Genomic DNA, 25,456 nt, shown 5'->3' with positions numbered 1-25,456 from the left:
GGCCATCGTGGTCCATCATGACACGACCGCCCCGGCAGTACCGGGACGGTCGTGTCATGTCAGGTGCTGCGGTCAGCACCTCATAGCGTCAGTCAGGCCTGGAAGCGCGGGAAAGCGGAAGCACCGGCGTACTCGGCCGAGTCGCCCAGTTCCTCCTCAATACGCAGCAACTGGTTGTACTTGGCGATGCGCTCGCCGCGGGCCGGGGCACCGGATTTAATCTGACCAGTCGATAGCGCGACGGCGAGATCGGCGATAGTGGTGTCCTCGGTCTCACCAGAACGGTGCGACATCATGCAGCGGTAGCCGTTGCGATGGGCCAGCTCGACGGCGTCGATAGTCTCCGAGAGGGAGCCAATCTGGTTCACCTTGACGAGCAGGGCGTTGGCAGCCTTGGTCTCGATTCCCTTGGCAAGGCGCTTCGGGTTAGTGACGAACAAGTCGTCGCCAACGATCTGGATCTTCTCACCAAGCTTCTTCGTGAACTCGGCCCAACCGTCCCAATCCTCCTCGTCCAACGGATCCTCAATAGAGACCAGCGGATACTTGGCGATGAGGCCTTCGTAGTACGCGATCATCTCAGCCGAGGTCTTAGCCTGGCCCTCGAACGTGTACTTGCCGTCCTCGAAGAATTCGGAAGCAGCGACATCAAGGGCGAGGGCGACGTCCTTACCCGGCTCGAAGCCGGCGGCCTTGATGGCGTCAAGGATGAGGTCCAAAGCGGCGGCGTTGCTGGGAAGGTTGGGGGCGAAACCGCCCTCGTCACCCAGACCGGTAGCCAAGCCCTTGTCCTTGAGAACCTTCTTGAGGGAGTGGTAAACGGCAGCGCCCCACTCGTAGGCCTGCTTAAAGGATTCCGCGCCGATCGGGGCAATCATGAACTCCTGGATGTCAACGTCGGAATCGGCGTGGGCACCACCGTTGAGGATGTTCATCATTGGAACGGGCAGCACGTGGGAGTTCGGTCCGCCGAGGTACTGGTACAGCGGGAGCTCCGCACAGTCAGCAGCAGCATGAGCAGCAGCCAGGGAGACACCAAGGATGGCGTTAGCACCCAACTTGCCCTTGTTGTCGGATCCGTCGAGCTCGATCATGATCTGGTCGATAATGCGCTGCTCACTCGCGTCACAGCCGAGCACCTCCTCGGCGATCTTCTCGTTGACGTTCTCAACAGCCTTGAGAACACCCTTACCGGAGTAACGCTTCTTATCGCCGTCACGCAGCTCAACGGCCTCGAACTGACCGGTCGAAGCGCCCGAAGGAACCGCAGCGCGGGCCTGGGTGCCGTCGTCGAGGATCATCTCGACCTCAACGGTCGGGTTGCCGCGGGAATCGAGGATCTCACGGGCTTCGATGAATTCGATGGTTGCCATGGACCAACCTTTCAAAGAGGATCTTTGCGTCCACCCCAAAGCGTATCGGAGCCGTCCAACTAGAGGTATCTCAGGGCTGACCGTCACTCACTGCCGTTGATCCTCCGCTGGGTTTTCAGTGATGACGAATTCGTACGTGACGTTCTCAGGTGCGTCGATATGTAGCTCGATCTGCCCGCTCTGTGCCCGCTTACCAACGCTCAGATGGGCGAATCCCTCATGGCACGGGGTCGATGCCGTCGACTCGTCATTTTCGGTGACGCTCATCAGCGCATCGGTGGTATCACACAGAAAGTAGTAGTCGGTGACGGTGCCAGCCTTGACGACGACGGTCTGGGACGTGGAGCCCGTGACGACACGATCACTAATTATCCCAGTGACGCCGGGAAGAAAGTCCTTCAGCCCACCTCGCTGCGGGGTTGCCGTCAACTTGGTGTTCGGATTCACATCCTGCGGGGTCGGTTTAGGTCCGGAGGATTGACTCACCGACGGCACGGAAGCTGTAGGCGCATCCGAAACCTCAGTGACGCCAGCCGGGTCGTTCGCGCTGCCCTTGCAGCCAGACAGCGCCCCCAAGGCGACGACGGCGGCAAACAGCGCTGCCAGGGCTCGTCGCATCACACACCTCCTCCGTGCCTCCGACTACCGTACTGGTCTTTGTCGCCTAGTCGGCCAGACCACCGCCTCAACAACAAGGGATGCCGCAGTAATAAGCGGTGTTAAACCGCATCGGTCAGTCAGTTCGGCACTCAGCCTTCCTGATCTCGTCTTCGAGATCGCGCAAACGGTCTCGTAGCGCCTGATCCGCGTCAACACCGCTTGCCTGGGCGCGAGCAATGAGAGTCACAAGCTGGTCACCAGTCTCCGCCGCGGTGATCGGCTCGTCGGCCAGCTTGACGCCCACCCCACGAGTGCGTGCCCGTGAGATGACCTTAGCGCTGCGGGCCACGCTGGAAAGGGAGTAGGCGATCCCGTCCAGGCTGGACGTACGTCCTTTGGCCGCTGCCTTACGAGCCTCCCATGCGGCGTCGAGGTCCTCAGGAACCTCCTCATCGGAGAACACATAGGGGTGACGGGCCACAAGCTTGGCGACGATTCCACCGACGACCTCGTTGATGTCGAAACGTCCCCCCTGCTCACCGATCCGGGAATGGAAGACGACTTGGAGTAGCAGATCCCCCAGCTCCTCAACGAGATCGTCATCGGTACCGGCCTCAATCGCGTCAATGACCTCGCCAGTCTCCTCGACTAGATAGGTCACCAGGGATCGATGGGTCTGACTGCGATCCCACGGACACTCGTCGCGCAACCTTGCCATCACCTCGACGAGCTCGCTGAATTCGGCCCTGGGTCGTGCGTACTCAGCCGCCATCAACGGGATCAGGAAGTCTTAGTGAAGGGCTGGGACAGCGACGAGCTGCCCTGAACGACCAGGTTGTTAGCGTCCCAGGACCCTAGGCGTGGGTTGGCCTTCACATCGACGGCGGACAGGTCAGCCTTCGCCTTCCTGTCACCCTCGAGGTCGAAAAGATGGAACACACCCGCGAAGCTACGAACCATCGTGTGACAGACCTGATCGGAATCTAAGGCAGCCATACCATTTCGAGCGACAATCTGGTCACGTTCGGCGTCAGAGAGCTTCGCTCCGCGTTTGTCCAGGACCTCTTGCGCAACGGCTCCACGAATAACCGTCGAGGCGATGATCTGGCGCGGGGTGAGTTCCGAGGACGGGTTGATGAACTTCGAGCAATGCTCGACGGCATCGTCAACGGACTTCATGGTCACCGTCGTATTTCCCACCGTGGCCGCGTTGCTCGGGGAACTCGCACACCCGGAAGCCACACTCACCAGAGCAACAGCCACCGCAGCGGCACCGAGTCGTCGTCGCATCGTCATCACATCTCCTGCCACGAAAAAAGGGTACAGCTGGTCATCTTATGCCGCCAACGGCACAATTCTATGGCTCAGTGGGCCGGCCCGCGCCGATCGGGGTGTCAACAGCCAGGACGTTCGTCACGAGGTCGGCACTCCACTTCAACAAGTCGGCACCGCCCAATGGCTGGCCCCCAATCGTTGCAGTCATGGGTTTAGGCACCAGCACCAAACCCGCTGTTTGCTTGACCACCGATCCGGGATACAACCTCTTGAGGCGCATCACCCGGGATTCCGGCAGATTCACCGGCGAAAACCTGATGTTGCGTCCAGCCGGAACGACCTCATGAATTCCCGCCTGTCGACATAGCAGGCGGAATCGCGCCACCCCAAGCAGAGCTTGGACGGGCTCGGGCATCGGTCCATAACGGTCGACCAACTCGGCCCCGATGGCGTCAACCTCCTCGTCACTGCGCACTTCAGCCAATCGCTTGTACATCTCAAGGCGTAAGCGTTCAGTTTCGACGTACTCAACCGGAAGGTTGGCGTCAACGGGCAGCTCAATACGCATCTCCGGTTCATCGGCAGTGGTGCTGTCCCCACGGAACTCAGCGACGGCGTCACCTACCAGACGAATGTAAAGATCGAAGCCAACGTCAGCAATGTGCCCGGACTGCTCACCACCAAGCAGATTCCCGGCGCCGCGAATCTCCAGATCCTTCATGGCGATGGCCATGCCAGAACCCAGGTCGGTGTGAGCGGCCATCGTCGCCAAGCGGTCGTGAGCCGTTTGGGAGAGTGGCTTGTCCGCCGGGTACAAGAAGTAGGCATAGCCACGCTCCCGAGACCGCCCCACACGACCACGCAACTGGTGCAGTTGAGACAGCCCCATAAGGTCAGCTCGATCGATGAGCAGAGTATTGGCGGTAGAAATGTCGATACCCGACTCAACGATCGTCGTGCATACCAGGACGTCGGCACGACGCTCCCAGAAGTCCACCATGATCTGTTCCAGCTGTTTCTCGTTCATCTGGCCGTGCGCAGTGACAATCCGCGCTTCTGGAACAAGTTCACGCAGCTTGGCAGCTGTCTTTTCAATGGACTGCACGCGGTTGTGGATGTAAAAGACCTGACCTTCACGAGCAAGTTCACGCCGGATCGCCGCAACAACCTGCCCCTCGTCATAGGGTCCGGCGAAAGTGAGCACCGGGTGACGCTCCTCTGGTGGGGTGGCGATCGTACTCATCTCGCGGATGCCTGTCACCGCCATCTCCAAGGTGCGCGGGATCGGCGTAGCGCTCATAGCAAGCACATCGACGTTGACCCTCATGCGTTTAAGCGCTTCTTTGTGCTCGACGCCAAAACGCTGTTCCTCGTCGACGATGACCAAGCCGAGATCCTTGAACTCAACCTCCTTGGCCAGCAAGCGATGGGTACCGACGACGACGTCGACGGTACCGCGTTGAAGTCCCTCGAGGGTTTCGCGGGCTTCGGTGTCAGTCTGGAAACGAGACAGGGCCGCCACCTTGACGGGGAAACCTGCGTAACGCTCAGTGAAGGTCTGGAAATGCTGCTGCACCAGCAAAGTAGTGGGCACCAGCACCGCCACCTGCTTGCCGTCCTGAACCGCCTTAAACGCAGCACGTACCGCGATCTCGGTTTTACCGTAGCCGACATCACCACAGACCAGCCGGTCCATCGGAACGACCTGCTCCATGTCACGCTTAACGTCGGCAATGGTGGTGAGCTGGTCAGGTGTCTCGACGTAAGCGAAGGCGCCCTCCAACTCCCGCTGCCACGCAGTGTCAGGGCCGAAAGCATGCCCCTTAGTGGCCTGGCGAGCAGCATAGAGCTTGATGAGCTCGGCGGCGATTTCACGGACCGCCTTGCGGGCACGCGCCTTGCGCTTGCGCCAGTCTCCCCCACCCATACGGTCGAGGCTGGGGGCATCCCCACCGACATATCGGGTCACCTGATCCAGCGAGTTCACCGGCACGAAGAGGCGATCACCAGGCTGACCTTTTTTGGAGGGCGCGTACTCGATAACGAGGTACTCGCGGGTAGCGCCGCCGACAGTGCGCTGCACCATCTCCACGTACCGCCCCACACCGTGCTGCTCGTGGACGATGAGATCGCCCGGCTTGAGCTCCAGGGGTTGGATCTGATTTCGACGTCGTCGAGGCATGCGACGTTCGCCAGTGCCACCGGGATCCTGGGACTCGGCGAGGTCACCGGTGGAAGCAACGAGCAGTTTGACAGACTCGGCCGCGAACCCATGACGCTGGTGAAGTCGGATGACCTGAACGCATGGCTCGGTGGCATCCGGGTCGACATCGTCAACCAGTCTGGCCGCGACGTTGTGCTCCCCCAACAGCTCGGACATGCGTTTGGCCATGCCCTCACCCTCGGCGCACAACAGGACCGTCCAGCCGTCGTCAAGGCGAGCCGTCAGATCCTTAACAGCTGCCTCGACGTCGCCATGCCACGGCTCAACGGCCACGAGCTGGGGATTAACCGTTTGCGGAGCACTGGTGATGTCGTCGTCGACGAGGACATCAGTTGCCGAAGAATCCAGAGAAAAAGAGGACATCGACCACCAGGCCATGCCGCGCTCTAGACAGTGCGATCTTACCTGGGCCAAGCTGCGATAACCCGAAGCAGCCAGGTCAATAGGAGCTTGTCCGCCGCCGGCGGCAGCTGCCCATCCAGCACCGAGGAACTCTTCGGAGGTGCGAACCAGATCCGCAGCACGAGAGCGCACCATCTCTGGATCTGACAGGACGACCATGGCATGCTCAGGCAAGACGTCGACGAGTAGTTCCATCTCATCAACGAGGGCCGGCATAAGAGCCTCCATCCCCTCGACAGCTTGACCGTTGCCGATCCGCTCCAACATGTCAGCTAATTCGGGATGGTCGGTCAGCAAAGCCTTGGCTCGGGAACGTACCTCGTCGGTGAGGATGAGCTCACGGCAAGGAGCGCAGATCAGTTCTTGGTGAGTCTCGTCGGTGGATCGCTGGTCGGCTACCGCGAAGGAGGTCATTTCCTCGATCTCGTCACCAAAAAAATCGATACGGACCGGGTGTTCTAGCACCGGTGGGAAGACGTCGACGATGCCGCCACGTACTGCGAATTCGCCACGGCGTTCCACCATGTCAACCCGGCTATAGGCGGCGTTGACGAGTTCAGTCGCGAGCTCGGTAAGGTCATGCTCTTCTCCCACTGCCAGGCGCACCGGGGCGACGCGTCCCAGACCGGCAACCTGAGGCTGCAGCAAGGAGCGCACCGGGGCGACCACCACCTGTGGTACCTCACCCTCGGTACCACACAGCCGACGCAGCACCTCCATGCGTCGACCGACGGTGTCCGTACGCGGGCTCAGACGCTCATGAGGCAAGGTCTCCCACGATGGGTAGTAACAGACAGCGTCGGCGCCGAGCCACGTCTTCAAGGTAGCAACTGATTCCTCGGCCTCTCGGAACGTGCTCGTCACGAGTAATACTGGCAGACGTCCGGAACCGTCGAGAGACCGGCCCAGTACGGCTGCCACCGCCGGGCGGGCCGAAGCTGCCACCTGAAGGTCAAGGGTGGGAGTGCGCCGGGTAAGGGCGTCCTCCACAACATGGGAGAGCACCGGTTCGCGGGAAAGAAGGGAGGTCAGTCCGCCAAAAGTCACCAACATAGGGTACGTGGTGGTACCGACACTCACCATCACTCGTGAAGTTGTTCTCGAGGACTCCCCTCCCCATAGCATGTCGAGGTGAGCACCACACCTATGCAGTACCCACTCACTCCCAAACCGGTTCGACGCAGCGGAGCCCTGCCGATAGTCATCACCGTATTGGGAGCGATCGCCATCCTCCTCATCGTCGCGCTCATCAGCGCAGGCTCACCCGTTACCTTCATCGTCGGTGCAATCCCATCGACCGCGGCCCTTATCGTGTGTCTGCTGTGCTACCGCTGGCTCGACAGATGGGAGCCCGAACCTACCCGTCTCACAGTGATGGCGCTGATCTGGGGAGGGTCAGCAGGCGTCATCTTCTCGTTCCTTGTCGAGATGGCGATTCCCGCCAGTGAGTTCGTGACGATGGCCATCGTCGCACCGCTTGCTGAGGAGTTAGCCAAAGCCTCAGTATTTATTCTCGTTGCCACTGGAGCCCGCAAGCTTGAGCTCACCTCGCTAACCGATCACATCTTCTATGCCGGGATCTGCGCCCTAGGCTTCGCGTTCGTGGAGAACCTGGGTTATTTCGCTCTCTCGTCGAGTGCCGGGGAATTTGTCGTCATGGCACTTGTGCGCACAGGTTTTGGGGTCTTCGGACACCCGCTTTACACCACGGCGACCGCAGTCGGTATCTGGGCGTGGCGCACTAAAGGTGGTCTCTGGAAAGCCGCTGTTGGCTACATCGCTGCATGCCTGCTTCATGGTCTGTGGAATGGCGGCCCCACATTGTTGGCGGGCAGCCTTGGCCTTGACGACACCGGCCAGTTAGCTGCGATGATCCTGGTCTACATTGTGCTCTTCGTACCAGTGTTCATTGGAACCATCATCATGACGACTCGCAATCGACGCAACGAATACGAGGCAGTGCGATCCCAGCTACCCCTCATGGTAGAAGCTGGCCTGGTGACTCCGGCTGAGGCTGACATGATTGCAGATCCGCGTAAGCGGCGCGCCATCCTCGCTGATTCGGGTAAGTATGGTCGAGTCGCGAAACGGAACCAGAAACGCACGATTACTGCCGCGACTGAGGCTGCGCTGGCACAACACCGTATTGCCGCTGGAGAAGGCGGTCCTGAGCTCGTCAAGCGTCGCGACCAGCTTTCTGAATGGCTGCGATCGCGACCCGACAAGCTAGGACAACTACCGTTGATGCCGCAATTCCCGCCGATACAACCACCGGCAACATGGTAAGCCCCGACGGTAGTGGGCTCCGACGATCCTTACAGTGATAATCCTTGTAGCGCCGCGATTCCGTTTTCTGATAATGAATAATCTCGACAGTCAACCCCTAGGCCCAATCCTGTACAGGATCACTCGACGCCGCGAATATGGCGCTCACACAGCTACCCTGCCGCATAAAGAGCCGCCCTAGATATGCGTAATAATTCACACAACTAAGGTGTCCGTGACCCAGCAGAAACGAACCCGTGCCGCTTTATCCTCATAAGGAAGATTCACCCAGGGCAGTGCCAGCAGGGCGTCGGACAGCCCGGGTGTATCGAATTTCTACGGCGCACCGGTTGTGACGTAGACCATAACGGGATCAACAAAAAGCGGCACTAGCAATGAAGGCAGCACTAGTTGAGCAGTACCACGAACCATTAGCCATCAGGGATATTCCTGAGCCAGCTCATGATTCGGACGGTGTGGTCGTCGAGGTGAAAGCCTGCGGCGTCTGTCGAAGCGACTGGCACGGCTGGCAGGGCGAGTGGCCAGGATTTACCGGCGGCTCCTTGCCTCACATCTTCGGACACGAGTTCGTCGGGCTGGTCAGTGACATCGGCAACAACGTGAGCCGATACCGCGTGGGAGACCGGGTGATTGTCCCCTTCACATTGGGTTGCGGTCACTGCGAGTACTGCCGGAGCGGTCATTCAAACGTCTGCCCTACCGTGTCCATGCCCGGTTTCAGCTATGACGGCGGATTCGCGCAATATGTCACCGTCCCCGACGCAGATGCCAACCTCGTGAAGCTCCCCGACGCCGTCGATTTCACCGATGCTGCGGGTATGGGCTGCCGCCTCATGACCGCCTACCACGGCATCGTCGAGGTGGGACAGATCCACCCCGGTGACTGGCTTGTCGTCTATGGTGCAGGCGGCGTGGGTCTGTCGGCCACCCTCGTCGCTACCAGCGCAGGGGCAAACGTCATTGCCGTCGACATCGCAGATGACAAACTTGCCTTGGCTCGCAAGGTCGGGGCTATCGCGACCATCAATTCGCGCGAAACCGACCCAGTGGAGGCAGTTCGTGAGCTGACCGACGGAGGCGCGGACAAGAGCGTCGACGCCCTGGGCATTTCCGAAACTCTGCACAACGCGGTCAACTCATTGCGTTCCCGAGGAACCCATATTCAGATCGGCATGACTGCAGAGGGGCCAGTCGGCGACGTGGCGTTGACGATCAACGACCTCATTGCCAAGGAGATTGATTTCCGGGGGTCCTTCGGAATGCCTGCCGTCGAGTTCCGTTACCTGCTCAATCAGGTTGCTGCGAGCAAGATAAAACCAGGCCAGCTCGTCACCAAAACCATCGCACTGAGTGAGGTGAACGACGCTCTCACCGCCATGTCCACCTACAACACGGTGGGAACCACCGTCATTACCGACTTCACACGCTGAGGCAGACCTTCGTGGTTGGGTGCAAACTGCGCGCCCAACCACGTTTGTGTCGCTACACAGCGTGGAATGGGACGGCGTATGACTGTTGCACGGCTAATGCTAATGCGCCATATCACCCAGTCCTAGAGTATTACGACATGCAACCACATTCCCTGGACTTTGGGTTGACCACATCTCGCAACTTTTCAACGAAAGGAAAGCCTCATGACCCGGATTGAAGCATTCGATGTTCGATCCGATGAAGTGACACATTTTTGAGGCCTTCCAACGCGACCTTTCCGTCAGCATCGGTCTTCACGAAGAATCACTGACACTTTATAACCTGGACGAGTGCCGCGGGGACGCCCTCATGATGCTTCTGATGGTAGTAAGGCGCATGAAACTTATCCTCGACCGTGGCGAGATACAGGATTATTCATTAGAAGGATCCGATGGCCGACAGCTCTCAGAAATGACCGTTGGCATCATTGGTGCAGGCTGAATTGGCTCGACGGTCGCACGTCTATTGCAACCCCTTGGCTGCAATGTCCTAGCCTGCGACCTCCTGCCGAACCCACAACAAAACGACATCGTCGAGTTCGTCGACTTGGAGACACTGCTCCACAACAGCGACGCCATCATCCTGCATGTGCCCGCTATGCCGATGAACCACCACACGATCGACGCAGAGCAATTCGCCATGATGCGCTAGGGCGTTTTTCTCGTCAACTGCGTCCGTGGTGAACTCATAAACACCCGAGCACTGATAGATGCCATGAATCCGGAAACTATTGACGTCATCGAGAACGACCACAGGTATTTTCACCAAGATCACCGTCTTGACGTTCTGAATAACCACGACCTTACGTTGCTACGTTCCTTCCCGAACGTCGTCGTTACCCCGCACATCGCCTTCTACTCAGACACCGTCACAGCGGAAATGGTGCATTGTGCGATGGAATACCTGCGTGATTTTTCACAGACCGGTGAGCCCCTAATGGAAGTACATCCTGACTGATCCTTGCCTACCACCCGTTGCACGCAGCCGGGAAAACAGTCAGGAATTGAAACGGTTCTGGGCCGCAGCCAGCCCTTGGATAATGATCGACTCGACGGCGTCGGCGGCCAAGGCCACCTGAACACCCATCTCAGCGCGCTGCCTGGCAGGCACCCGGGCCAGCACCCAGTCAGCCGGATCTTGATGACCTGGGGGACGCCCAACGCCTAATCTCACCCGAATGAAATCACCGGTGCGTAAGTGGGCTCGAATGGATTTCAGTCCATTATGGCCATTATCTCCGCCTCCCTTTTTGAGGCGTAGCCGACCCGGATCAAGATCAATTTCGTCATGAACGACGATGAGATGATCAGGGGTGATTCCGGCAAAGCTCGCGACCTTGCTGACGGCGATCCCCGACTCGTTCATATACGTGCGGCTGCGCATCAGGATAACGGTCTGGGCATCCACAGCCGGTACGCCCAGACCGGCCGAACTCAAGCGGGTGCGAACGAGTTCCGCCCGTTGGCCGCGGGCCGGCGAGAGCTTCTCGCCAGCCCGACGGCATAACTCGGCTATGACGTCTGCCCCGACATTGTGTCGGGTGCCGTCATAACGTGGGCCCGGATTGCCGAGCCCAATCACGAGCCACGATGGGCTCACTCTTTCGCAGCCTTCTCCTCGGACTCGCCCTGAGCGTCCTCCCCCGCGGACTCTTCATCTTCAACGGGCTCAGTCTCCGGGAAGGCGACAGTGGCAGCAACATCCTCTGCATCGCCTAGCAGGCTAGTGCCCTCGGGGAGCTTGAGGTCGCCAAGGTAAATAGTCGTGCCGGCCTCAAGACCGGTGACGTCGATCTCAATAACCTCGGGGATATTGAGGAGGTCAGCCTGGACCTCGATCTCATTGAACTCGGTCATAGCGATGGTGCCGGGGGCAGACTCACCGGTGATGCGCAGGGCGACATTCACGTCAACCTTCTCGCCACGACGCACAGTCAGCAGGTCGACGTGGCGGACAAATCCCTTAAGGACGTCGCGCTGAACGTCCTTCGGCAGAGCGAGCATAGGTTTCTGGCCCTCGATCTCAATCGAGAGCAGCGGATTCTCGGTACGCAGAGCCAGCAACGTGGCGTGGCCGTCAAGGGTCACGTGGATCGGATCGTGATCGTGGCCGTACATCACGGCGGGAACCTTGTCATCACGCCGGATACGACGCGCGGCGCCCTTACCGAACTCGGTACGCTGCTCTGCCTTGAGGTGAATGATGTCTGCCATGGCGGCGTCTCCTTCTCGTTGACGTAGAACGGCTCGACGAGCGGAAGCCCAAGTAGGCGGCCAGTCGATCACGGACCTTGCGGTCCCTCGCCAAGCTCAAGGCAGTCTACTCGTGCGATGCGGGGGCCACAACCTGGCAAGCTCAGGTCGTGGCCCCCGCCGAACACATTCAGGCTACTCAGCCGATCGAACCCTCAGATCTCAACTCGGCGTACCGGGACTCAGGGTTAGTTCCAGAGAACGGCTTCCCGACCGCGTGCCAGGTGAGATCAGCTCCGCAGCTAACATTCTGGGCGTCAACATCCAGCATGATGAATCCCCAGACCAGACGACCCTGGGTGTGCGGAGCAAGGTCGTAAGGTCCCACCTTCTGCGACAACTCCCACGACACCGTGTTGATGTAGTCGAAGCCATAGGACTGATTGAGGTATGTGGTCAACGTGCCATCAGCCTTAATCTCACCCTTGACTTCGGTAGTCTCACTGCGTTTGACCGTGACGGTATGGGTCACGGGCATGGCGGTATCGGTAGTGTTCTCGACGCTGGCCCCGTCAGTCTGCTTGAACCACCGACGAGAGGCCGTGACGTACACGCCCCGCGTCCCCTGCGGCGTACAACGAGTGCCGGGCTTGTAGTTGTCGTTCCACCGCTGGGGCAGTTCGAAATTGATCCCGTTGTTCGGCGATTCCTGAACAGCACCAGCCGGAACTACTGAGAGCACGGTGGTCGACGTTACTGCCGCAGTTACCGCACCCACTACTGCGCGACGCAACACACTGATCCCCCTTGGCATCTCAGACGTCGTACTGCACATTGTCGCGGGTGCTGATCCTCACGTGATGCTCCCGCGGGAGGGTGGCGGTGAAGTGATCACCACGGCCCTGCCACTTCTTGTCGGGACCGCAGACCGTATGCTGCCCCTCGAAGTCGGAGACAATCCAACCGGCCTGCAAGACTGCGGTCTTGCCCGGGGCAACGTTGTAGGGTCCGACGGTTTCTCCAACCTCATAGGTAGAAGAAGTGCTATAGCTGCTGGAAATAGAGATGTGGATCACATCGAGCAGTGGGAAGTCAATGCCTGCCGAAACCGACCAGTTCTTCGTCTTAGTTTCTGTGATGGATCGCGTGACCGGCAGCGGAGTGTCGTTGTAGTTGGAGATCGTCCACGTCCCAGCAGAGCCATCGAAGTAGCTGCGCACCACATGAACGGTCTGTCCGGTGTCACCCGGATTCGAGCAGGGAGCGCCGATGGTGGTTGGGTTCGCGGGGTTTTGGTGCTGTACCGGCAGGGCCTGGGCGGGCATCTGGGCACCAGCGGTGACGATTGCCCCGACAGCGAGAGTAGCAACGAGTGAGCGAATCATTGTGGTTCCTTCCAAGACGCGAATGGGAATGGGTATCAGCGGGTCGTCTGGGTGGGTACGGGAAGATGCTTCCACGCGTCAGGCGTTACGTCGACGGTGCGTTTGGTCCCATCAGTGCCGGTAATAGTGGCCTCAGCCCAGAACCCGGCAGGCGCGGAAGCCAGTCCGTAATGCGACACGATAGATGCGACACCGTTTTTGCAACCGACCTCGCGGTAGTTCACTCGGCGTAGCAGGGTGCCATATTCGACGTGAACCTTCTCCCCAGGTGCGAGATCAACGCCCTTAAGCTCGGTCCTGACGGGTAGGTAGGCGCGGTAAATCGCCCCAACGGACTCCAGCCATCCGCGTGGTGGCCCGTCGGCGGCGGGATTCCAGTTCACGTATCCAGCGAATTGAGCTCCCACGACGGTGTCAGTGACAGGAGTGAAGTGGTACTGGCCCTTGGACCAATTGAGGAAGTCCTGAGAATACCCGGGTTGACGGATGAGCGGATCAATACCGGAGATGTCCAACGGGTACCAACCCCTCGCCGGGCATCGCTCCCCCTGCTTAGGCCAGGAGGGATCGCGCTGCAATGGGCTAGTCGGTTCGACCGGGACATCCTTGCTGGGATCGGCAAGTTTCTCCAGATTAGGTCCGGCCATGACAATGTCGTGGTCATCAACGATCCGGCTGTTCTTGCCTGACCCTCGCGAGGGGATGGCCAGGGCTCGATCCGAGATGGAACCATCCTTGTGGATGACGAGAGCGTAGGCGTAACGCTCGGCTGGCGCGGTGCCCTGGATGACGTTAGCGCCACCGCTGGGCTCTAAATATCCGTCCCGGCACCCCAAGAACATGCCCACGAAGTTCTTGACGGTGACACCGTACTCAACCCGGAAAGACTCTCCAGGGCCAAGTTTGACGGGACCGAAAGTCTCCTTATCCTGCCACCCGTTGGAGGCAACGATCCCTAATTCCGTCTTGAGGGTGGTGTTCCAGTTCGGGGGAAGCTTGGATGCCGAGTTGGAATCGATCTTGTGGTTTGTCGATGTCTTTACACTGGCGGTGTAGTCGACAGCATGGTCGGTTTGGTTCGTGAACTGCAGAGTTCCGTCGGACTGGTAGTGGCGGCTTGTCTCGCCGTAGTGCCAGTCAGGAGTCACGGAACCACCGCACGGATGGAAAAGACCAGGAACTGGATATGCCTGCGGCTTGCTCGTTTCCCTAGCCCCTGCGGCGTGGGCCCCGCTCGTAACAAAAGCAGCTAGGGCGACGGCCGTCGCCACGGTCCCCGCGCAATAGGCCCGCACCGTCCTGATGGGCCACATATTCCCTCCAATCGAGGCAGGTCGGAGGTGCACCCGACAGCAAGGGCACGCTCCCGGCCAAGATCTGACCTTGACAGATAGACGGTATCAACCGAGAGGGCCATTCGGACCGGCACGAAGGGGCACAACGCTGTACCCCCAAACAACGTCAGCGGAACAGACTCGTCACAGACCCGTCCTCGAAAACCTCCTGGATCGCCTTAGCAATAAGCGGGGCGATGGACAGAAGCGTCATGGCAGGAATGTCAATATCGTCGCGAATCTTGAGAGTGTTGGTGACGATGAGTTCTTCGATGGGCGAGTTATTGATCCGTTCAGCGGCCGGGTCCGACAGGATCGGGTGAGTGGCAGCGGCAATAACCCGCTTGGCGCCATGCTTTTTAAGAGCTAGGGCAGCCTGGCACATCGTGCCCGCAGTGTCGACCATGTCGTCGACAAGCAAACAAGTCTTACCCTCAACCTCACCGACAACCTCATGGGTGGTTGTCTCGTTGGCCTTGTTCGGATCACGACGCTTATGAATGATCGCCAGCTGGCAGCCAATCTTGTCGGTCCACATGTCAGCCAGGCGCACCCGGCCGGCGTCCGGGGAGACGACAACCATGTCAGAATTGTCATATTTGGAGGTGACGTAGTCGGCGAGCACCGGAAGGGCCCACAAGTGGTCGACAGGGCCGTCGAAGAATCCTTGGATCTGGGCGGCGTGCAGATCGACTGACATGATGCGGTCGGCTCCAGCAGCCTGATAAAGATCGGCCATAAGGCGGGCGGAAATGGGCTCGCGACCCAGATGCTTCTTGTCCTGACGAGCGTAGGGATAGAACGGAGAAACCACGGTGATGCGCTTAGCCGAAGCCCTCTTGAGCGCGTCGATCATGATGAGCTGCTCCATCATGGCCTCGTTTACCGGCGCACTGTGGGATTGGATAACGAAAGCGTCGCAGCCGCGCACAGACTCCTGGAACTGCACGTAGATCTCCGAGTTCGCGTACGTAACTTGACGCGACGGGACAAGCTCGACGCCGAGTTCGGCAGCGATCTGCTCAGCAAGTTCGGGATAGGCCCGTCCTGAGCAAATCATGAGGTGCTTGTTGTTCGGACGGGTGGTTCCACTCACTGGTCAGCCTCCGGGTTCAGGGTGTCGTCTTGGCTGTCGGACGTGATGTCCGAGACGGTGGCGGGAGCGGCGCACTCCCGGGAAAGGACGGATCCGGCAACAATGGAGGATCCTGCAGTCACCTCGGAATCGCCAACGTAGGCCATGTGGGGGATGGCCGCTTCGGTTCCGATGTGGGTGTTCTTGGTTTCAACAAAGGCTCCGACTTTGGCGTCACGGTCGAGTACGGAACCAGGACGGATGTTGGAGAACGGGCCAACCCGCACCCCCTCACCGACGACCGCGAGGGTGACCTCGGAACGGGTGACGGTGGCTTCCTCACGAATCTCGGAGTCGGTGACAGTAACGTCCGGGCCAACCGTGGCCCCAGCTCCAATGGTGGTAGCCCCGTTGAGGAATACCCCGGGATATAAAGTGACGTCATTAGCGAGGTCAACATCCGGCTGGATCCATGTCGAAGTGGGATCAATGATGGTAACCCCAGCACGCATCCATCCAGTGACGATACGGCGATTAACCTCGGCGTTCATGCGGGCCAGCTGGACCCGGTCGTTAACCCCCTCGGTTTGCCACACGTCGTCGATACGGAAGGCGCCCACGCGACCGCGGCCAGGAACCTCGACAGTGCCGTCAGCAGCCATGGTGACGACGTCGGTGAGGTAATACTCACCCTGAACGTTGTCGTTAGAAAGCTTGGAGACGCCCTCGCGCAAAGCTTCGGCATCGAAAACATAAATACCGGAATTGATCTCGCGAACGGCTCGCTGGGCCTCATCGGCGTCTTTATGCTCGACGATTCCTACAACAGCCTCTCCCCCTCGCAGGATTCGTCCGTAACCCGTGGGGTCCTCTACCTCGGCCGTAAGAACGGTAACAAGATTGCGGCGCTCGCGGTGCACCTCAACCATCCGCTGAAGGGTCTCACCGGTAAGCATAGGGACGTCGCCGTAGGTGACGACGACCTCACCGTGAAGCTCGTCCAATCCCTCGAGCCCGCATGCGACGGCGTGCCCAGTGCCTTTTTGCTCTGCCTGGACCGCGGTGGTGACGTCGGGGGCGTCCTCAGCGAGATGGGCCTCTACCTGCTCGCGACGGTGACCCACGACCACGACGAGATGTTCCGGGTTAAGTCCGCGAGCCGCTCCGATCGCCCACGACAACATTGGCCGACCAGCAACCTCGTGCAGCAGCTTAGACTTCGTCGACTTCATGCGAGTCCCGCCGCCGGCGGCTAACACGATGACGGCAGCCACTCCGTCGATCTCGGCTCGGTCAGTGGACGGGCTCGGCGTCACGGTGCTCCCCCCAGGTTCGGATGTGGCATGCAAGGTTTACTCTAGCCGCCACTCGGTTACACCGCACTGCGGGAGCGGGATCAACGAGCTCCCCGGGCAGGAGTCGAACCTGCGTCGCTCATCCTGATTCAAAGTCAGGCGGGCCCTGCCGACAGACCAACCGGGGAACGCTCGGCGAACCGAGTCCCCATAACCTTAGAGCATGCATCGCAATTCGGCCACGCAGCGACGCTCAGTAAGCTCAATATCATGATGTCGGATTTCTCATCCCAGCCGTCACCCCCGCAGCGCCGGGCGCGGATGACCAGCGGCCAGCGCCGTGAACAGCTCATCAGCGTGGCCCGTCGCCTCTTCGCAGACAATGGCATGGCAGGGACCTCCGTCGAGGAGATCGCCGCTACCGCGGGAGTCTCCAAACCCGTCATCTACGAGCATTTCGGGTCCAAGGATGGGCTGTACGCCGTCGTCGTAGACCGCGAGGTACGCCACCTACAAGATTCCCTCAACGCCGCCATGACCCGCCCAAAGCAAGGCCCGAAACGCACCCTGGAGTCAGCGGTACTGGCCCTGCTGGACTACATCGACGACCGTCCAGACGGTTTTCGGATCATCTCGCGAGACTCCTCGGTCGGTTCAGCCACCGGTTCGTACGCGTCAATTCTCTCCGACGTCGCGTCGTGGGCTGAGGGGATTCTCGCCGCCAACTTTGACCGTCACGGGTTCGATGTCTCGTACTCCTACCTGTACGCCCAGGCCCTCACCGGCATGGTTGGCATGACCGGGCAGGCCTGGCTCGACACCCGTGAACCGGCCAAAGAGGTCGTTGCCGCCCATCTGGTTGATCTGACTTTCAACGGGCTTGCTCATCTGTCGGGCAGCCCACATCTCAGCCGTCACGCCGAAAGAGAAAGCCTTCAGTCCAGTTCCTCTTGACGGGCCAGCACGGCACGTAAACCTTGACCCACCTGTTCGACGACCTGGGCATCCATCGAGTCGAACAAACGTCCCTCGGACTCCAACAGGGCTGCCAGGGCTCCATCGACCCGATCGCGCCCCTCATCGGTAAGTTCGACGATGACCCCGCGCCCGTCCTTGGGATGGGGAAGACGACGCACCAGACCGCGATTTGACAGCCTTGTAATGCGGTTAGTCATCGTCCCCGATGCCACCTCGAGCTCGTTAAGGAGCTGACCCGGGCTGAGTTGATAGGGCTCACCAGAGCGTCGTAGCGCTGCTAGCACGTCGAATTCCCAGCCCTCAAGGTCCCATTGGGAGAACGCTTTGGCGCGGTCACGATCCAAGCGGCGGGCGAGCCTCGTGACGCGCGACCACACCTCCATTACCTCGACGGGCAAGTCAGGACGCTCCCTAGCCCACGCCGCAATGATGCCGTCGACCGCGTCCTTCCGTGGCGAATTCTGGTGCACAGCGTTCTGATGTAGCGGCCTCGTCATGCAAAGCTCCCCACCGGGCCAGGCAGGAGCTGCGCTCCCGCAGCTGGACCGCGGGCAGTTCGGGTGCGATGAACCTGAGGCAGATTGGACACAGCAGCGCTCACCTTTTTGGCGCCAGCGGTGTCCCGGACGAGGAAGGCGCAGGTCGGCCCCGATCCAGAAACCAAAGCGGTCAACGCACCCACCTCTCGCCCAACCGTCAACACCTCTTCGAGTTCGGGCCGAAGGTCGATGGCAGCGGCCTGTAAGTCATTGCTCAAACTGGCAGCGACAGCATCAAGATCGCCGCGGGTCAAGGCCGAGATGAGGTCATTGGGCACCGTTTCTCCCCCAGGGGTGCCGCCCAACTCGTCGAAACGTCGGTAGACAGCCGGGGTGGACAGTCCCTGATTCGATGTCGCGAACACCCAGCGATGACGTCCTCGGCAGATCACTGGCGCAAGACGGTCTCCTCGACCTCGCCCTAACGCCACTCCACCGGTGAGACAGAAGGGCACGTCGGAGCCAAGCTGAGCAGCCAACGGTTGTAATTCCTCGGGGGAGTAAGGGAGCCGACACAGCGCGGCCGCTGCCATGAGGGCGCCCGCTGCGTCAGCTGATCCTCCAGCCATCCCACCAGCGACCGGGATCGATTTATCGATGTGAATGTCGGCGCCATGGCCACGTTTCCCCCATTCTGAAGCGAATTCCTCGCGAACGAGTTCTACAGCTCGCCAGGCCAAATTCGTCTCGTCGGTAGGGACCTGATCGGCGTCCTCTCCTGAGACGGTGAGGGTGATGCGCGAATCGTCGCGACGAGTCACCGCCACCTCATCGTAAATGCAGATAGCTTCGAAGACAGTCGCCAACGGGTGAAAGCCGTCGGGCGCAAGGCCACCAACCCCGAGCGCCAGATTGACCTTGGCGCTGACCCGCACCGTCACGGTCATCGGCCGGAGCAAGTCAAACGGATCGTCCATCATCACCATGTGCTAACCGTACCGGCAGAAGTTCACACCTGACCCGAATCGCTGAGAGCACCAGCTTGGGCTAGGGCCTCTACAACGCGGGCCAGATCGCCAATATCGAGGGCTTCGCCACGCGCCGTCGGGTCAATTCCAGCAGCGGTAATGAGCTCGGAAGCCGCCATTGAACCACCGCATAACCCGGCCAGGGCCGAGCGCAGCATTTTGCGGCGAGAGGCGAAAGCGGCGTCGACAACGCGGAAGACTTGGGAACGGGTGACGCGCGGGTCCCGCCCGTCGACGTGGGGAGGACGCCGTCTCGTAATCCGGACCAACCCGGAATCCACATTGGGCACTGGCCAGAAGACCGTCGGGGGAACGTTACCGACCCGAATCGCCTCGGCATACCATGCCAGTTTGGCGCTTGGAACCCCATAGATCTTAGAGCCGGGAGCGGCTACCAGTCGGTCGGCCACCTCCGACTGCACCATGACGACGCCGGTGCTCCACTGCGGACATATTGCCAGCATGTGCAACAGCACCGGAACCGCAACATTATACGGCAAGTTCGCCACCAAGGCGGTGGGTTCCGCACCGGGGATGACCTTGACGTCAAGGGCGTCGGACAGGACGACTTCCAACCTCTCGGCAGCACCCGGCATTCGTTCAGCGACGGTACCGGGAAGCTGGTTGGCCAACACCTCGTCAATCTCGATGGCAACGACCTCCGCGCCGGTCTCCAACAGCCCCAAGGTGAGCGAACCCAGCCCGGGGCCGACTTCGATAACTCGGTCTGCGGCGCCCACCTGCGCCAGGGAAACTATCCGGCGCACCGTGTTAGCGTCGTGGACGAAATTTTGCCCGCGAGTCTTTGTCGGTCGCAGACCGATCTGGTCAGCAATGCGCCGGATCGACGCCGGGTTGAGCAGGCCGGTTTCACTCACCAGGCACCTCCATACGCGGCAAAGGCGTTCTCGGTTAGTTGTTGACAGACACGGAGTTCATCCCACCCCCGCTGTTTCGCGATGAAGCGTGCAGTGTGAGGCAACAAGTATGGCCCGTTGCGCTTGCCCCGGCGCGGGGCGGGAGTTAGGAAGGGCGCGTCAGTCTCTACGAGGATGCGATTGTCTGGCGCGATCGCCAGTGCGTCGCGTTGCGGACCGGCTGAGTTGAAGGTGATGGTCCCTGAAAACGACAGGTAGGCCCCATGGTCCAAGCAGATCCGGGCCAGGTCAGCATCACCGGAGTAGCAGTGCATGATAATCCGATCGGGCCAACCTTCTGAGTTAAGGACGTCAACAACGTCATCGTGAGCCTGACGACCAGAGGGCGGCTCGTCACCCTCACCGCCATTACGGGCGTCGCGCATGTGGATTGCCAAGGTGAGATCATGGGCGTGGGCCATAGCGATATGGGCGGCAAAGACCTCGCGCTGCAAAGCCTGTCCGTCGGCATCGGTAGTGCCGAAATGGTCAATACCGGTCTCACCGATAGCACGGACGTGGTTGCCGACGCTGGCGAGCTCGTCAATCCGTTTCAAGGCATCACCAATCTTTTCCCTGCCGAGACGGGCAGCGTCGTTGGGATGGATGGCGACCGCAGCGATGACGTTCTTGTGCGTCCGCGCCAACTCCTCGGCGAACTCGGACCCCGCGACGTCACACCCAATTTGAGCGATGCGGGTCACCCCGACCTCACGGGCGGCCGCCAAACTAATAGCGGGTTCGATGCCGACAACGTCCTGCACGGTGTCCAAGTGAGTGTGAGAGTCCACAATGGAGCCCGCCAGCGGCTCGGGCAGGGGTGGTGCTCCGGCCTCGCCCAGCACCTCACGAATGGCTTCGTTCACGATTCCTCCTTGTCAGTGGTCAAGGCGTTCTGCGCGGCGTCGTAGAGATCGTGGCGGTCGACTCCGGTGGCGCGGGCCACCTGGGCGACAGCTTTAGAGCGCTTGATGCCGTCGGCGGTGAGCTCTGCAACCATCTCAGCGGCCTCGTCAATGCCGACGACGGTGCCCGGGGCCCCCTCGATGACAATCGTGATCTCCCCACGGGCGTGCTCGCGGGCCCACTCGGCCAACTCGCCCAAACCGCCGCGGCGAACCTCCTCGTAGGTCTTCGTCAGCTCCCGGCACACCGCGGCCCGTCGGTCGGTGCCGAGGGCATCAGCGGCGTCATCAAGAAGATCAGCGAGTCGGTGGGGGGCCTCATACAGGACGGTGGTGCGTGGCTCCTGAGCCAGTTCGGCCAGACGACGACGCCTCTCTCCCGGTTTGCGCGGCAGAAATCCCTCGAAGCAGAACCGGTCAGTGGGTAGCCCGGAGATGGCTAGGGCCGTCGTGACGGCGGTGGGCCCAGGCACTGAGGTGACGACAATGCCGTGCTCAATGGCCGCGGTGACAAGTCGGTACCCCGGGTCTGAAACCGAAGGCATCCCGGCATCAGTAACCACCACGACGTCGTCGCCATCACGGAGGCAGTTGATGAGTTCGGGTGTGCGGGCAGACTCGTTGCCTTCAAAGTAAGACACAACGCGGGCGGAGCTCTCGACGCCGAGGCGGCGCAGCAGGTCACGCAGCCGACGGGTATCCTCAGCGGCAATGACGCGGGCATCCCGCAAGGTCTCGATAAGGGCGGGCGAGGCGCTACGACGGTCGCCAATCGGGGTGCCCGCCAGGATAACTCGTCCCGGCTGTGTCTTACTCACCGAGCTATCGTCCCACGCCGAACCGACGATGACGTCGGACCAACCCTTTACTATGGCACTGTGCCAGCAACGAGAAGATCCTTGTCGACCATCGAACGCCTCGACGACGGTCGGATGACCGACGAGTACACGAGCTGGATCATCACGGCCCTTATCACCACCGTGGCATTCGTGCTGCGCGTATGGAACGTCGGATTCCCCAACAGTCTCGTCTTCGATGAGACCTACTACCCCAAGGACGCCTGGACGATGCTCCATCAAGGGTACGAGGCCACTTGGCCCGACGCCGCCAAGGCCAATGCCGATATCGTCCGTGGGATCACGAATACCTGGACTCCAGACGCCGAGTTCGTCGTCCATCCACCAGTCGGCAAATGGCTCATCGCGACCGGGGAGCAGTTGTTCGGATTTAACTCCTTTGGATGGCGGTTCAGCTCGGTGGTCTTTGGATCACTCCTCGTCCTCATGACGATCCGGCTGGCTCGACGTCTCTCCCGTTCAACCATGGTGGGCGCCATTGCCGGTATCTTGCTCACGCTCGACGGCTTGGCCTTCGTCATGAGTCGGATTGGACTGCTCGACATTTTCCAGGCCTTCTTCTTGGTGGCAGGTGTATCCGCGGTAGCGGCCGACCGAGACTGGTTCCGTCACCGACTAGCTGATCATTTGCGCACCATAGGTAACCCACATCTCAATGGGGATTTCGGCCCCGCTCTGGGGTGGCGACCCTGGCGTCTGGTCGCAGGCATCATGTTCGGGCTGGCTTGTGGCACGAAGTGGAACTCCATGTTCGTGCTAGCAACCATGGGTATCGTCTCTGTCATCTGGGACTGGTCGGCGCGTCGTCTAGCCGGCGCCGGGACGAAAGCGTGGTGGTCCTTCCTTCGCGACGGGGTGCCGGCTTTTGTGTACCTCGTCGTCGTTGCGCTGTTGACATACCTCGCCACCTGGGCGAAGTGGTTGGTCACCTACCCGCACATGGTTTTCGGTAAGTCGTGGGCTGGCCCCGCCCCCAGCCCAGGCCTGTCGAAGGTAGTTGGGAAACCATTGGCCGCGCTGTGGGAGTACCACCGACAGATTTACGACTTTCACACCGGTTCGTACATGATGACGCAAACTCACGTCTATGCCTCGAATCCGTCGGGATGGCTGGTGATCCAGCGTCCACTGGGCGTCGACGCCGTCAACGGCATCAAGCCCGGCCAGCAAGGTTGCAAGGCCGTCGGCGATACTTGCTTGCGCGTCATCTCTGCCACCGGGACCCCGGTACTGTGGTGGTTCGCGGCCATCGCCCTGGTGGCTGCGGTGATCTGGTGGATCTTCGCCCGTGACTGGCGATTCACCTTGCCCATTGTCGCCATGATGTCGACGTGGATCCCGTGGTTCCGTTACGACGACCGCCCGTTGTTCTTCTTCTACGCGATCTGCATCATCCCGTTCACCGTGACGATCCTGGCTATCTGGCTCGGTCAGATCCTCGGACCCGCTAAAGCCAGCAGCCGACGACGCATCGGTGCGATCGTCGTCGGGACGGTTATGGCTCTGGTCGCCGCCGACTTTGCTTTCATCTATCCGATCCTCACCGACGGTCTCATGACCCGAAAGGCATGGCTGGCAAGAATGTGGTTCCACTCCTGGATCTAAGCTCCGTCGGGGCCTGGGCGGACGTGCCCGCCCGACCGATACGCTGAGACTCCGGAAGGGAGCCAACCCCGGAAGGACACGCATGATTTGGAAACTGCACAATCGCGGTGTACTAGAACCGGGTGAGGTGGTGGCTCCCGACGAGAGACTCGGGTGGGGCCGCACCATTGGGCTAGGAGCCCAGCACGTGGTAGCCATGTTTGGGGCGACTTTCGTCTTCCCCGTTCTCATGGGTCTCAACCCGCAGTTAGCGGTCATGATGTCGGGTGTGGCAACCCTGGTGTTTATCTTCGTCACTCAACATGAAGTGCCGTCTTATCTCGGCTCGTCGGCCGCGTTTCCTGGAGTAGCGACCGCGATCTACGCCTCGGGCGGTAAACCCAATGACGTCTCAGGCGCCCTACTGTGTGTCGGCCTGACCCTACTTATTTGCGGCATCATCATCCAGGCCGCCGGATCTCGGGTAGTCCATAAGGTTTTGCCACCGACGGTGACCGGCGCGGTCGTTATGCTCATCGGGTTCAACCTCGCCCCGGTCGTCGCCAAAACGTACTGGCCTACCGATCAGTGGACGGCGCTCATCGTCATGTTGCTCGTCATTGCGTTGTCGGTAGGACCGCGTGGCTTCGTGTCCCGGATCGCTATCTTCCTGGCTCTGGTTATCGGCTATCTGCTGTCGTGGACCGAAGATCTCGTATTTGGCCCGCTGCACCACTCCGATGGCAGCACCGCCCCGCGAGTGGACTGGTCGGCGGTACACAACTCCGCGTGGATCGGCCTACCTCCGGCGACGAACCTAAACAACTGGCAATACCTGCCCCAGGTTCACAACGGATCCCACTACGCATCAACCAATGTCGTCGGATTTCACCTGCCGGCCTTCCACTTGGCCTTCATCTTGCTAGCTTTGCCGGTGGTTATCGCCCTCATCGCTGAGAACACCGGCCACGTCAAAGCGGTCGCTGAAATGACCGGTAAGAACCTTGACCACCAGGTCGGACGGGCGGTGGCTGCCGATGGTGCGACCTCAATGCTGGCGACCTTCCTGGGTGCCGGCCCGACGACCACCTACTCGGAGAACATCGGCGTCATGGCCGCCACGAGGGTGTACTCGACGGCTGCCTATGTGGTAGCCGCAGTCGTGGCGATCCTGTTCGGTTTCTCCCCTAAGTTTGGCGCCGTTATCTCGGCGACCCCCGGCGGAGTCCTGGGTGGCATCACCGTGGTCCTCTACGGGATGATCGGTCTGCTCGGGGCGAAGATTTGGAAGGAGAATGAAGTCGATTTCGGCAACCCGGTGAACCTCGTCCCGGTGGCCGCTGGGATCATCATCGGTGTCGGCGATGTGTCACTGAAATTCAGCAAGTCCTTCACTTTGGGTGGCATCGCTCTAGGCACCATCGTCACCGTCGGTGTCTATCATCTAGCTAGGTGGCTAGCCCCACATGAACTATCTGACGCGGCGGGTGGCACCAACATCATTCTTGACGCCCCAGGAATGTATGTCGATGACGACACCCCCCAGTAATCGCGATCACGACGGGGGCGACCGATGCCATACGCAGTAGGCTTGCCGCGCAAGTGTTCGGAGGAGGCGATCAATGTCAGGAACATTCCAGCCCAAAAACACCGCGTCAACGAGCGCGAGAACCCATGGCGGAACTTCACCAGTAGCGACCGGACCGATCGCCGACACCAGACCAGGCCTTATCGACATTAAGTGGTTCGAGCAGGGGGTCCCAGCTAATCCGGAACATCGACCTGACATCGAAACCA

Annotated in this window: 24 protein-coding genes, 1 tRNA gene and 1 pseudogene; 7 read left to right on the top strand and 19 right to left on the bottom strand. The window is 60.4% G+C overall.

Features of this window, described 5'->3' with window-relative positions; translation table 11 throughout:
- Window positions 1-92: 92 nt before the first annotated feature.
- The 5 genes from eno to mfd all read right to left on the bottom strand — a co-directional run bounded on the left by eno (window position 93) and on the right by mfd (window position 6,957).
- Window positions 93-1,373, bottom strand: coding sequence for a phosphopyruvate hydratase (gene eno / locus CPA42_RS02990; RefSeq protein ID WP_002516702.1), 1,281 nt, complete (start codon window positions 1,371-1,373; stop codon window positions 93-95).
- Window positions 1,374-1,460: 87 nt separating this feature from the next.
- Window positions 1,461-1,991, bottom strand: coding sequence for a hypothetical protein (locus tag CPA42_RS02985; protein ID WP_002516683.1), 531 nt, complete (start codon window positions 1,989-1,991; stop codon window positions 1,461-1,463).
- Window positions 1,992-2,106: 115 nt separating this feature from the next.
- Window positions 2,107-2,745, bottom strand: coding sequence for a nucleoside triphosphate pyrophosphohydrolase (locus tag CPA42_RS02980; RefSeq protein WP_002516694.1), 639 nt, complete (start codon window positions 2,743-2,745; stop codon window positions 2,107-2,109).
- Window positions 2,746-2,753: 8 nt separating this feature from the next.
- Complete coding sequence (locus tag CPA42_RS02975; protein WP_002516660.1) at window positions 2,754-3,269, bottom strand: hypothetical protein; 516 nt, start codon at window positions 3,267-3,269, stop codon at window positions 2,754-2,756.
- A gap of 61 nt (window positions 3,270-3,330) precedes the next feature.
- On the bottom strand, window positions 3,331-6,957 hold the full coding sequence (gene mfd, locus CPA42_RS02970; protein ID WP_002518816.1) for a transcription-repair coupling factor: 3,627 nt from the start codon (window positions 6,955-6,957) through the stop codon (window positions 3,331-3,333).
- Between the two features lie 63 nt (window positions 6,958-7,020).
- Between mfd and CPA42_RS02965 the strand changes: the two genes are divergently transcribed.
- The 4 genes and pseudogenes from CPA42_RS02965 (at window position 7,021) to CPA42_RS13060 (ending at window position 10,587) form a co-directional block, all read left to right on the top strand.
- The gene (locus CPA42_RS02965; protein ID WP_002516643.1) at window positions 7,021-8,160 is read left to right on the top strand and encodes a PrsW family intramembrane metalloprotease; all 1,140 of its coding nucleotides are present in this window, start codon (window positions 7,021-7,023) and stop codon (window positions 8,158-8,160) included.
- Window positions 8,161-8,534: 374 nt separating this feature from the next.
- Window positions 8,535-9,590 (top strand): zinc-dependent alcohol dehydrogenase family protein, encoded by a 1,056-nt coding sequence (locus CPA42_RS02960; protein ID WP_002516672.1) that lies wholly within the window; start codon window positions 8,535-8,537, stop codon window positions 9,588-9,590.
- 349 nt (window positions 9,591-9,939) lie between these two features.
- Complete coding sequence (locus tag CPA42_RS02950; RefSeq protein ID WP_002518815.1) at window positions 9,940-10,071, top strand: hypothetical protein; 132 nt, start codon at window positions 9,940-9,942, stop codon at window positions 10,069-10,071.
- 24 nt (window positions 10,072-10,095) lie between these two features.
- Window positions 10,096-10,587: pseudogene (locus CPA42_RS13060) on the top strand (NAD(P)-dependent oxidoreductase).
- Between the two features lie 39 nt (window positions 10,588-10,626).
- Here the strand turns inward: CPA42_RS13060 and pth are convergent.
- The 8 genes from pth to CPA42_RS02900 all read right to left on the bottom strand — a co-directional run bounded on the left by pth (window position 10,627) and on the right by CPA42_RS02900 (window position 17,099).
- Window positions 10,627-11,229: an aminoacyl-tRNA hydrolase gene (gene pth, locus CPA42_RS02935; protein WP_002516655.1), complete on the bottom strand. Its 603-nt coding sequence runs from the start codon at window positions 11,227-11,229 to the stop codon at window positions 10,627-10,629.
- Complete coding sequence (locus tag CPA42_RS02930) at window positions 11,226-11,843, bottom strand: 50S ribosomal protein L25/general stress protein Ctc (protein WP_002516656.1); 618 nt, start codon at window positions 11,841-11,843, stop codon at window positions 11,226-11,228. Before CPA42_RS02930 ends, pth begins: the two co-directional genes overlap by 4 nt.
- Before the next feature lie 178 nt (window positions 11,844-12,021).
- Window positions 12,022-12,636, bottom strand: a complete 615-nt coding sequence (locus CPA42_RS02925) for a hypothetical protein (protein ID WP_002518812.1) — start codon at window positions 12,634-12,636, stop codon at window positions 12,022-12,024.
- 1 nt (window position 12,637) lies between these two features.
- Window positions 12,638-13,207, bottom strand: coding sequence for a hypothetical protein (locus CPA42_RS02920; RefSeq protein ID WP_002516701.1), 570 nt, complete (start codon window positions 13,205-13,207; stop codon window positions 12,638-12,640).
- Between the two features lie 35 nt (window positions 13,208-13,242).
- On the bottom strand, window positions 13,243-14,520 hold the full coding sequence (locus CPA42_RS02915) for a hypothetical protein (protein ID WP_002517376.1): 1,278 nt from the start codon (window positions 14,518-14,520) through the stop codon (window positions 13,243-13,245).
- A 148-nt stretch (window positions 14,521-14,668) separates the two neighbouring features.
- Window positions 14,669-15,637 carry a ribose-phosphate diphosphokinase gene (locus CPA42_RS02910; protein WP_002513271.1) on the bottom strand — a complete coding sequence of 323 codons (969 nt, stop codon included), beginning with the start codon at window positions 15,635-15,637 and terminating at the stop codon, window positions 14,669-14,671.
- Complete coding sequence (glmU, locus tag CPA42_RS02905; protein WP_002516661.1) at window positions 15,634-16,932, bottom strand: bifunctional UDP-N-acetylglucosamine diphosphorylase/glucosamine-1-phosphate N-acetyltransferase GlmU; 1,299 nt, start codon at window positions 16,930-16,932, stop codon at window positions 15,634-15,636. Before glmU ends, CPA42_RS02910 begins: the two co-directional genes overlap by 4 nt.
- Before the next feature lie 88 nt (window positions 16,933-17,020).
- A tRNA-Gln gene (locus tag CPA42_RS02900) sits at window positions 17,021-17,099 on the bottom strand.
- 133 nt (window positions 17,100-17,232) lie between these two features.
- Here CPA42_RS02900 and CPA42_RS02895 point away from each other — a divergent pair.
- Window positions 17,233-17,865: a TetR/AcrR family transcriptional regulator gene (locus tag CPA42_RS02895; RefSeq protein ID WP_002517279.1), complete on the top strand. Its 633-nt coding sequence runs from the start codon at window positions 17,233-17,235 to the stop codon at window positions 17,863-17,865.
- Here CPA42_RS02895 and CPA42_RS02890 read toward each other — a convergent pair.
- Genes CPA42_RS02890 through rsmI form a run of 5 tightly spaced genes read right to left on the bottom strand, consistent with a single transcriptional unit; the run spans window position 17,847 to window position 22,036 of the window.
- Window positions 17,847-18,386, bottom strand: coding sequence for a MarR family winged helix-turn-helix transcriptional regulator (locus tag CPA42_RS02890; RefSeq protein WP_002516637.1), 540 nt, complete (start codon window positions 18,384-18,386; stop codon window positions 17,847-17,849). The genes CPA42_RS02895 and CPA42_RS02890 overlap by 19 nt on opposite strands.
- Window positions 18,383-19,354, bottom strand: a complete 972-nt coding sequence (locus tag CPA42_RS02885; protein ID WP_002516739.1) for a 4-(cytidine 5'-diphospho)-2-C-methyl-D-erythritol kinase — start codon at window positions 19,352-19,354, stop codon at window positions 18,383-18,385. The genes CPA42_RS02890 and CPA42_RS02885 overlap by 4 nt, the downstream gene beginning before the upstream one ends.
- Before the next feature lie 23 nt (window positions 19,355-19,377).
- The gene (rsmA, locus tag CPA42_RS02880) at window positions 19,378-20,274 is read right to left on the bottom strand and encodes a 16S rRNA (adenine(1518)-N(6)/adenine(1519)-N(6))-dimethyltransferase RsmA (protein ID WP_002516707.1); all 897 of its coding nucleotides are present in this window, start codon (window positions 20,272-20,274) and stop codon (window positions 19,378-19,380) included.
- Window positions 20,271-21,179, bottom strand: coding sequence for a TatD family hydrolase (locus CPA42_RS02875; RefSeq protein WP_002516665.1), 909 nt, complete (start codon window positions 21,177-21,179; stop codon window positions 20,271-20,273). Before CPA42_RS02875 ends, rsmA begins: the two co-directional genes overlap by 4 nt.
- On the bottom strand, window positions 21,176-22,036 hold the full coding sequence (gene rsmI / locus CPA42_RS02870) for a 16S rRNA (cytidine(1402)-2'-O)-methyltransferase (protein WP_002516667.1): 861 nt from the start codon (window positions 22,034-22,036) through the stop codon (window positions 21,176-21,178). The genes CPA42_RS02875 and rsmI overlap by 4 nt, the downstream gene beginning before the upstream one ends.
- Window positions 22,037-22,150: 114 nt before the next feature.
- On the opposite strand from rsmI, the gene CPA42_RS02865 reads away from it, so the two are divergent.
- Together CPA42_RS02865 and CPA42_RS02860 are read left to right on the top strand one after the other, a co-directional pair.
- On the top strand, window positions 22,151-23,680 hold the full coding sequence (locus tag CPA42_RS02865; RefSeq protein ID WP_002518809.1) for a dolichyl-phosphate-mannose--protein mannosyltransferase: 1,530 nt from the start codon (window positions 22,151-22,153) through the stop codon (window positions 23,678-23,680).
- Window positions 23,681-23,762: 82 nt separating this feature from the next.
- Window positions 23,763-25,208 (top strand): uracil-xanthine permease family protein, encoded by a 1,446-nt coding sequence (locus CPA42_RS02860; protein ID WP_002516688.1) that lies wholly within the window; start codon window positions 23,763-23,765, stop codon window positions 25,206-25,208.
- 6 nt (window positions 25,209-25,214) lie between these two features.
- Here the strand turns inward: CPA42_RS02860 and CPA42_RS02855 are convergent, their stop codons facing one another.
- On the bottom strand, window positions 25,215-25,397 hold the full coding sequence (locus CPA42_RS02855; protein WP_002522259.1) for a hypothetical protein: 183 nt from the start codon (window positions 25,395-25,397) through the stop codon (window positions 25,215-25,217).
- Window positions 25,398-25,456 lie beyond the last annotated feature (59 nt).

Origin of the sequence: Cutibacterium acnes, from assembly GCF_003030305.1 — a bacterium.
In the GTDB taxonomy this organism is placed as follows: domain Bacteria; phylum Actinomycetota; class Actinomycetes; order Propionibacteriales; family Propionibacteriaceae; genus Cutibacterium; species Cutibacterium acnes.
Note: the sequence above shows the minus strand (reverse complement) of the source record. Positions and strands in the feature narration are given on the sequence as shown.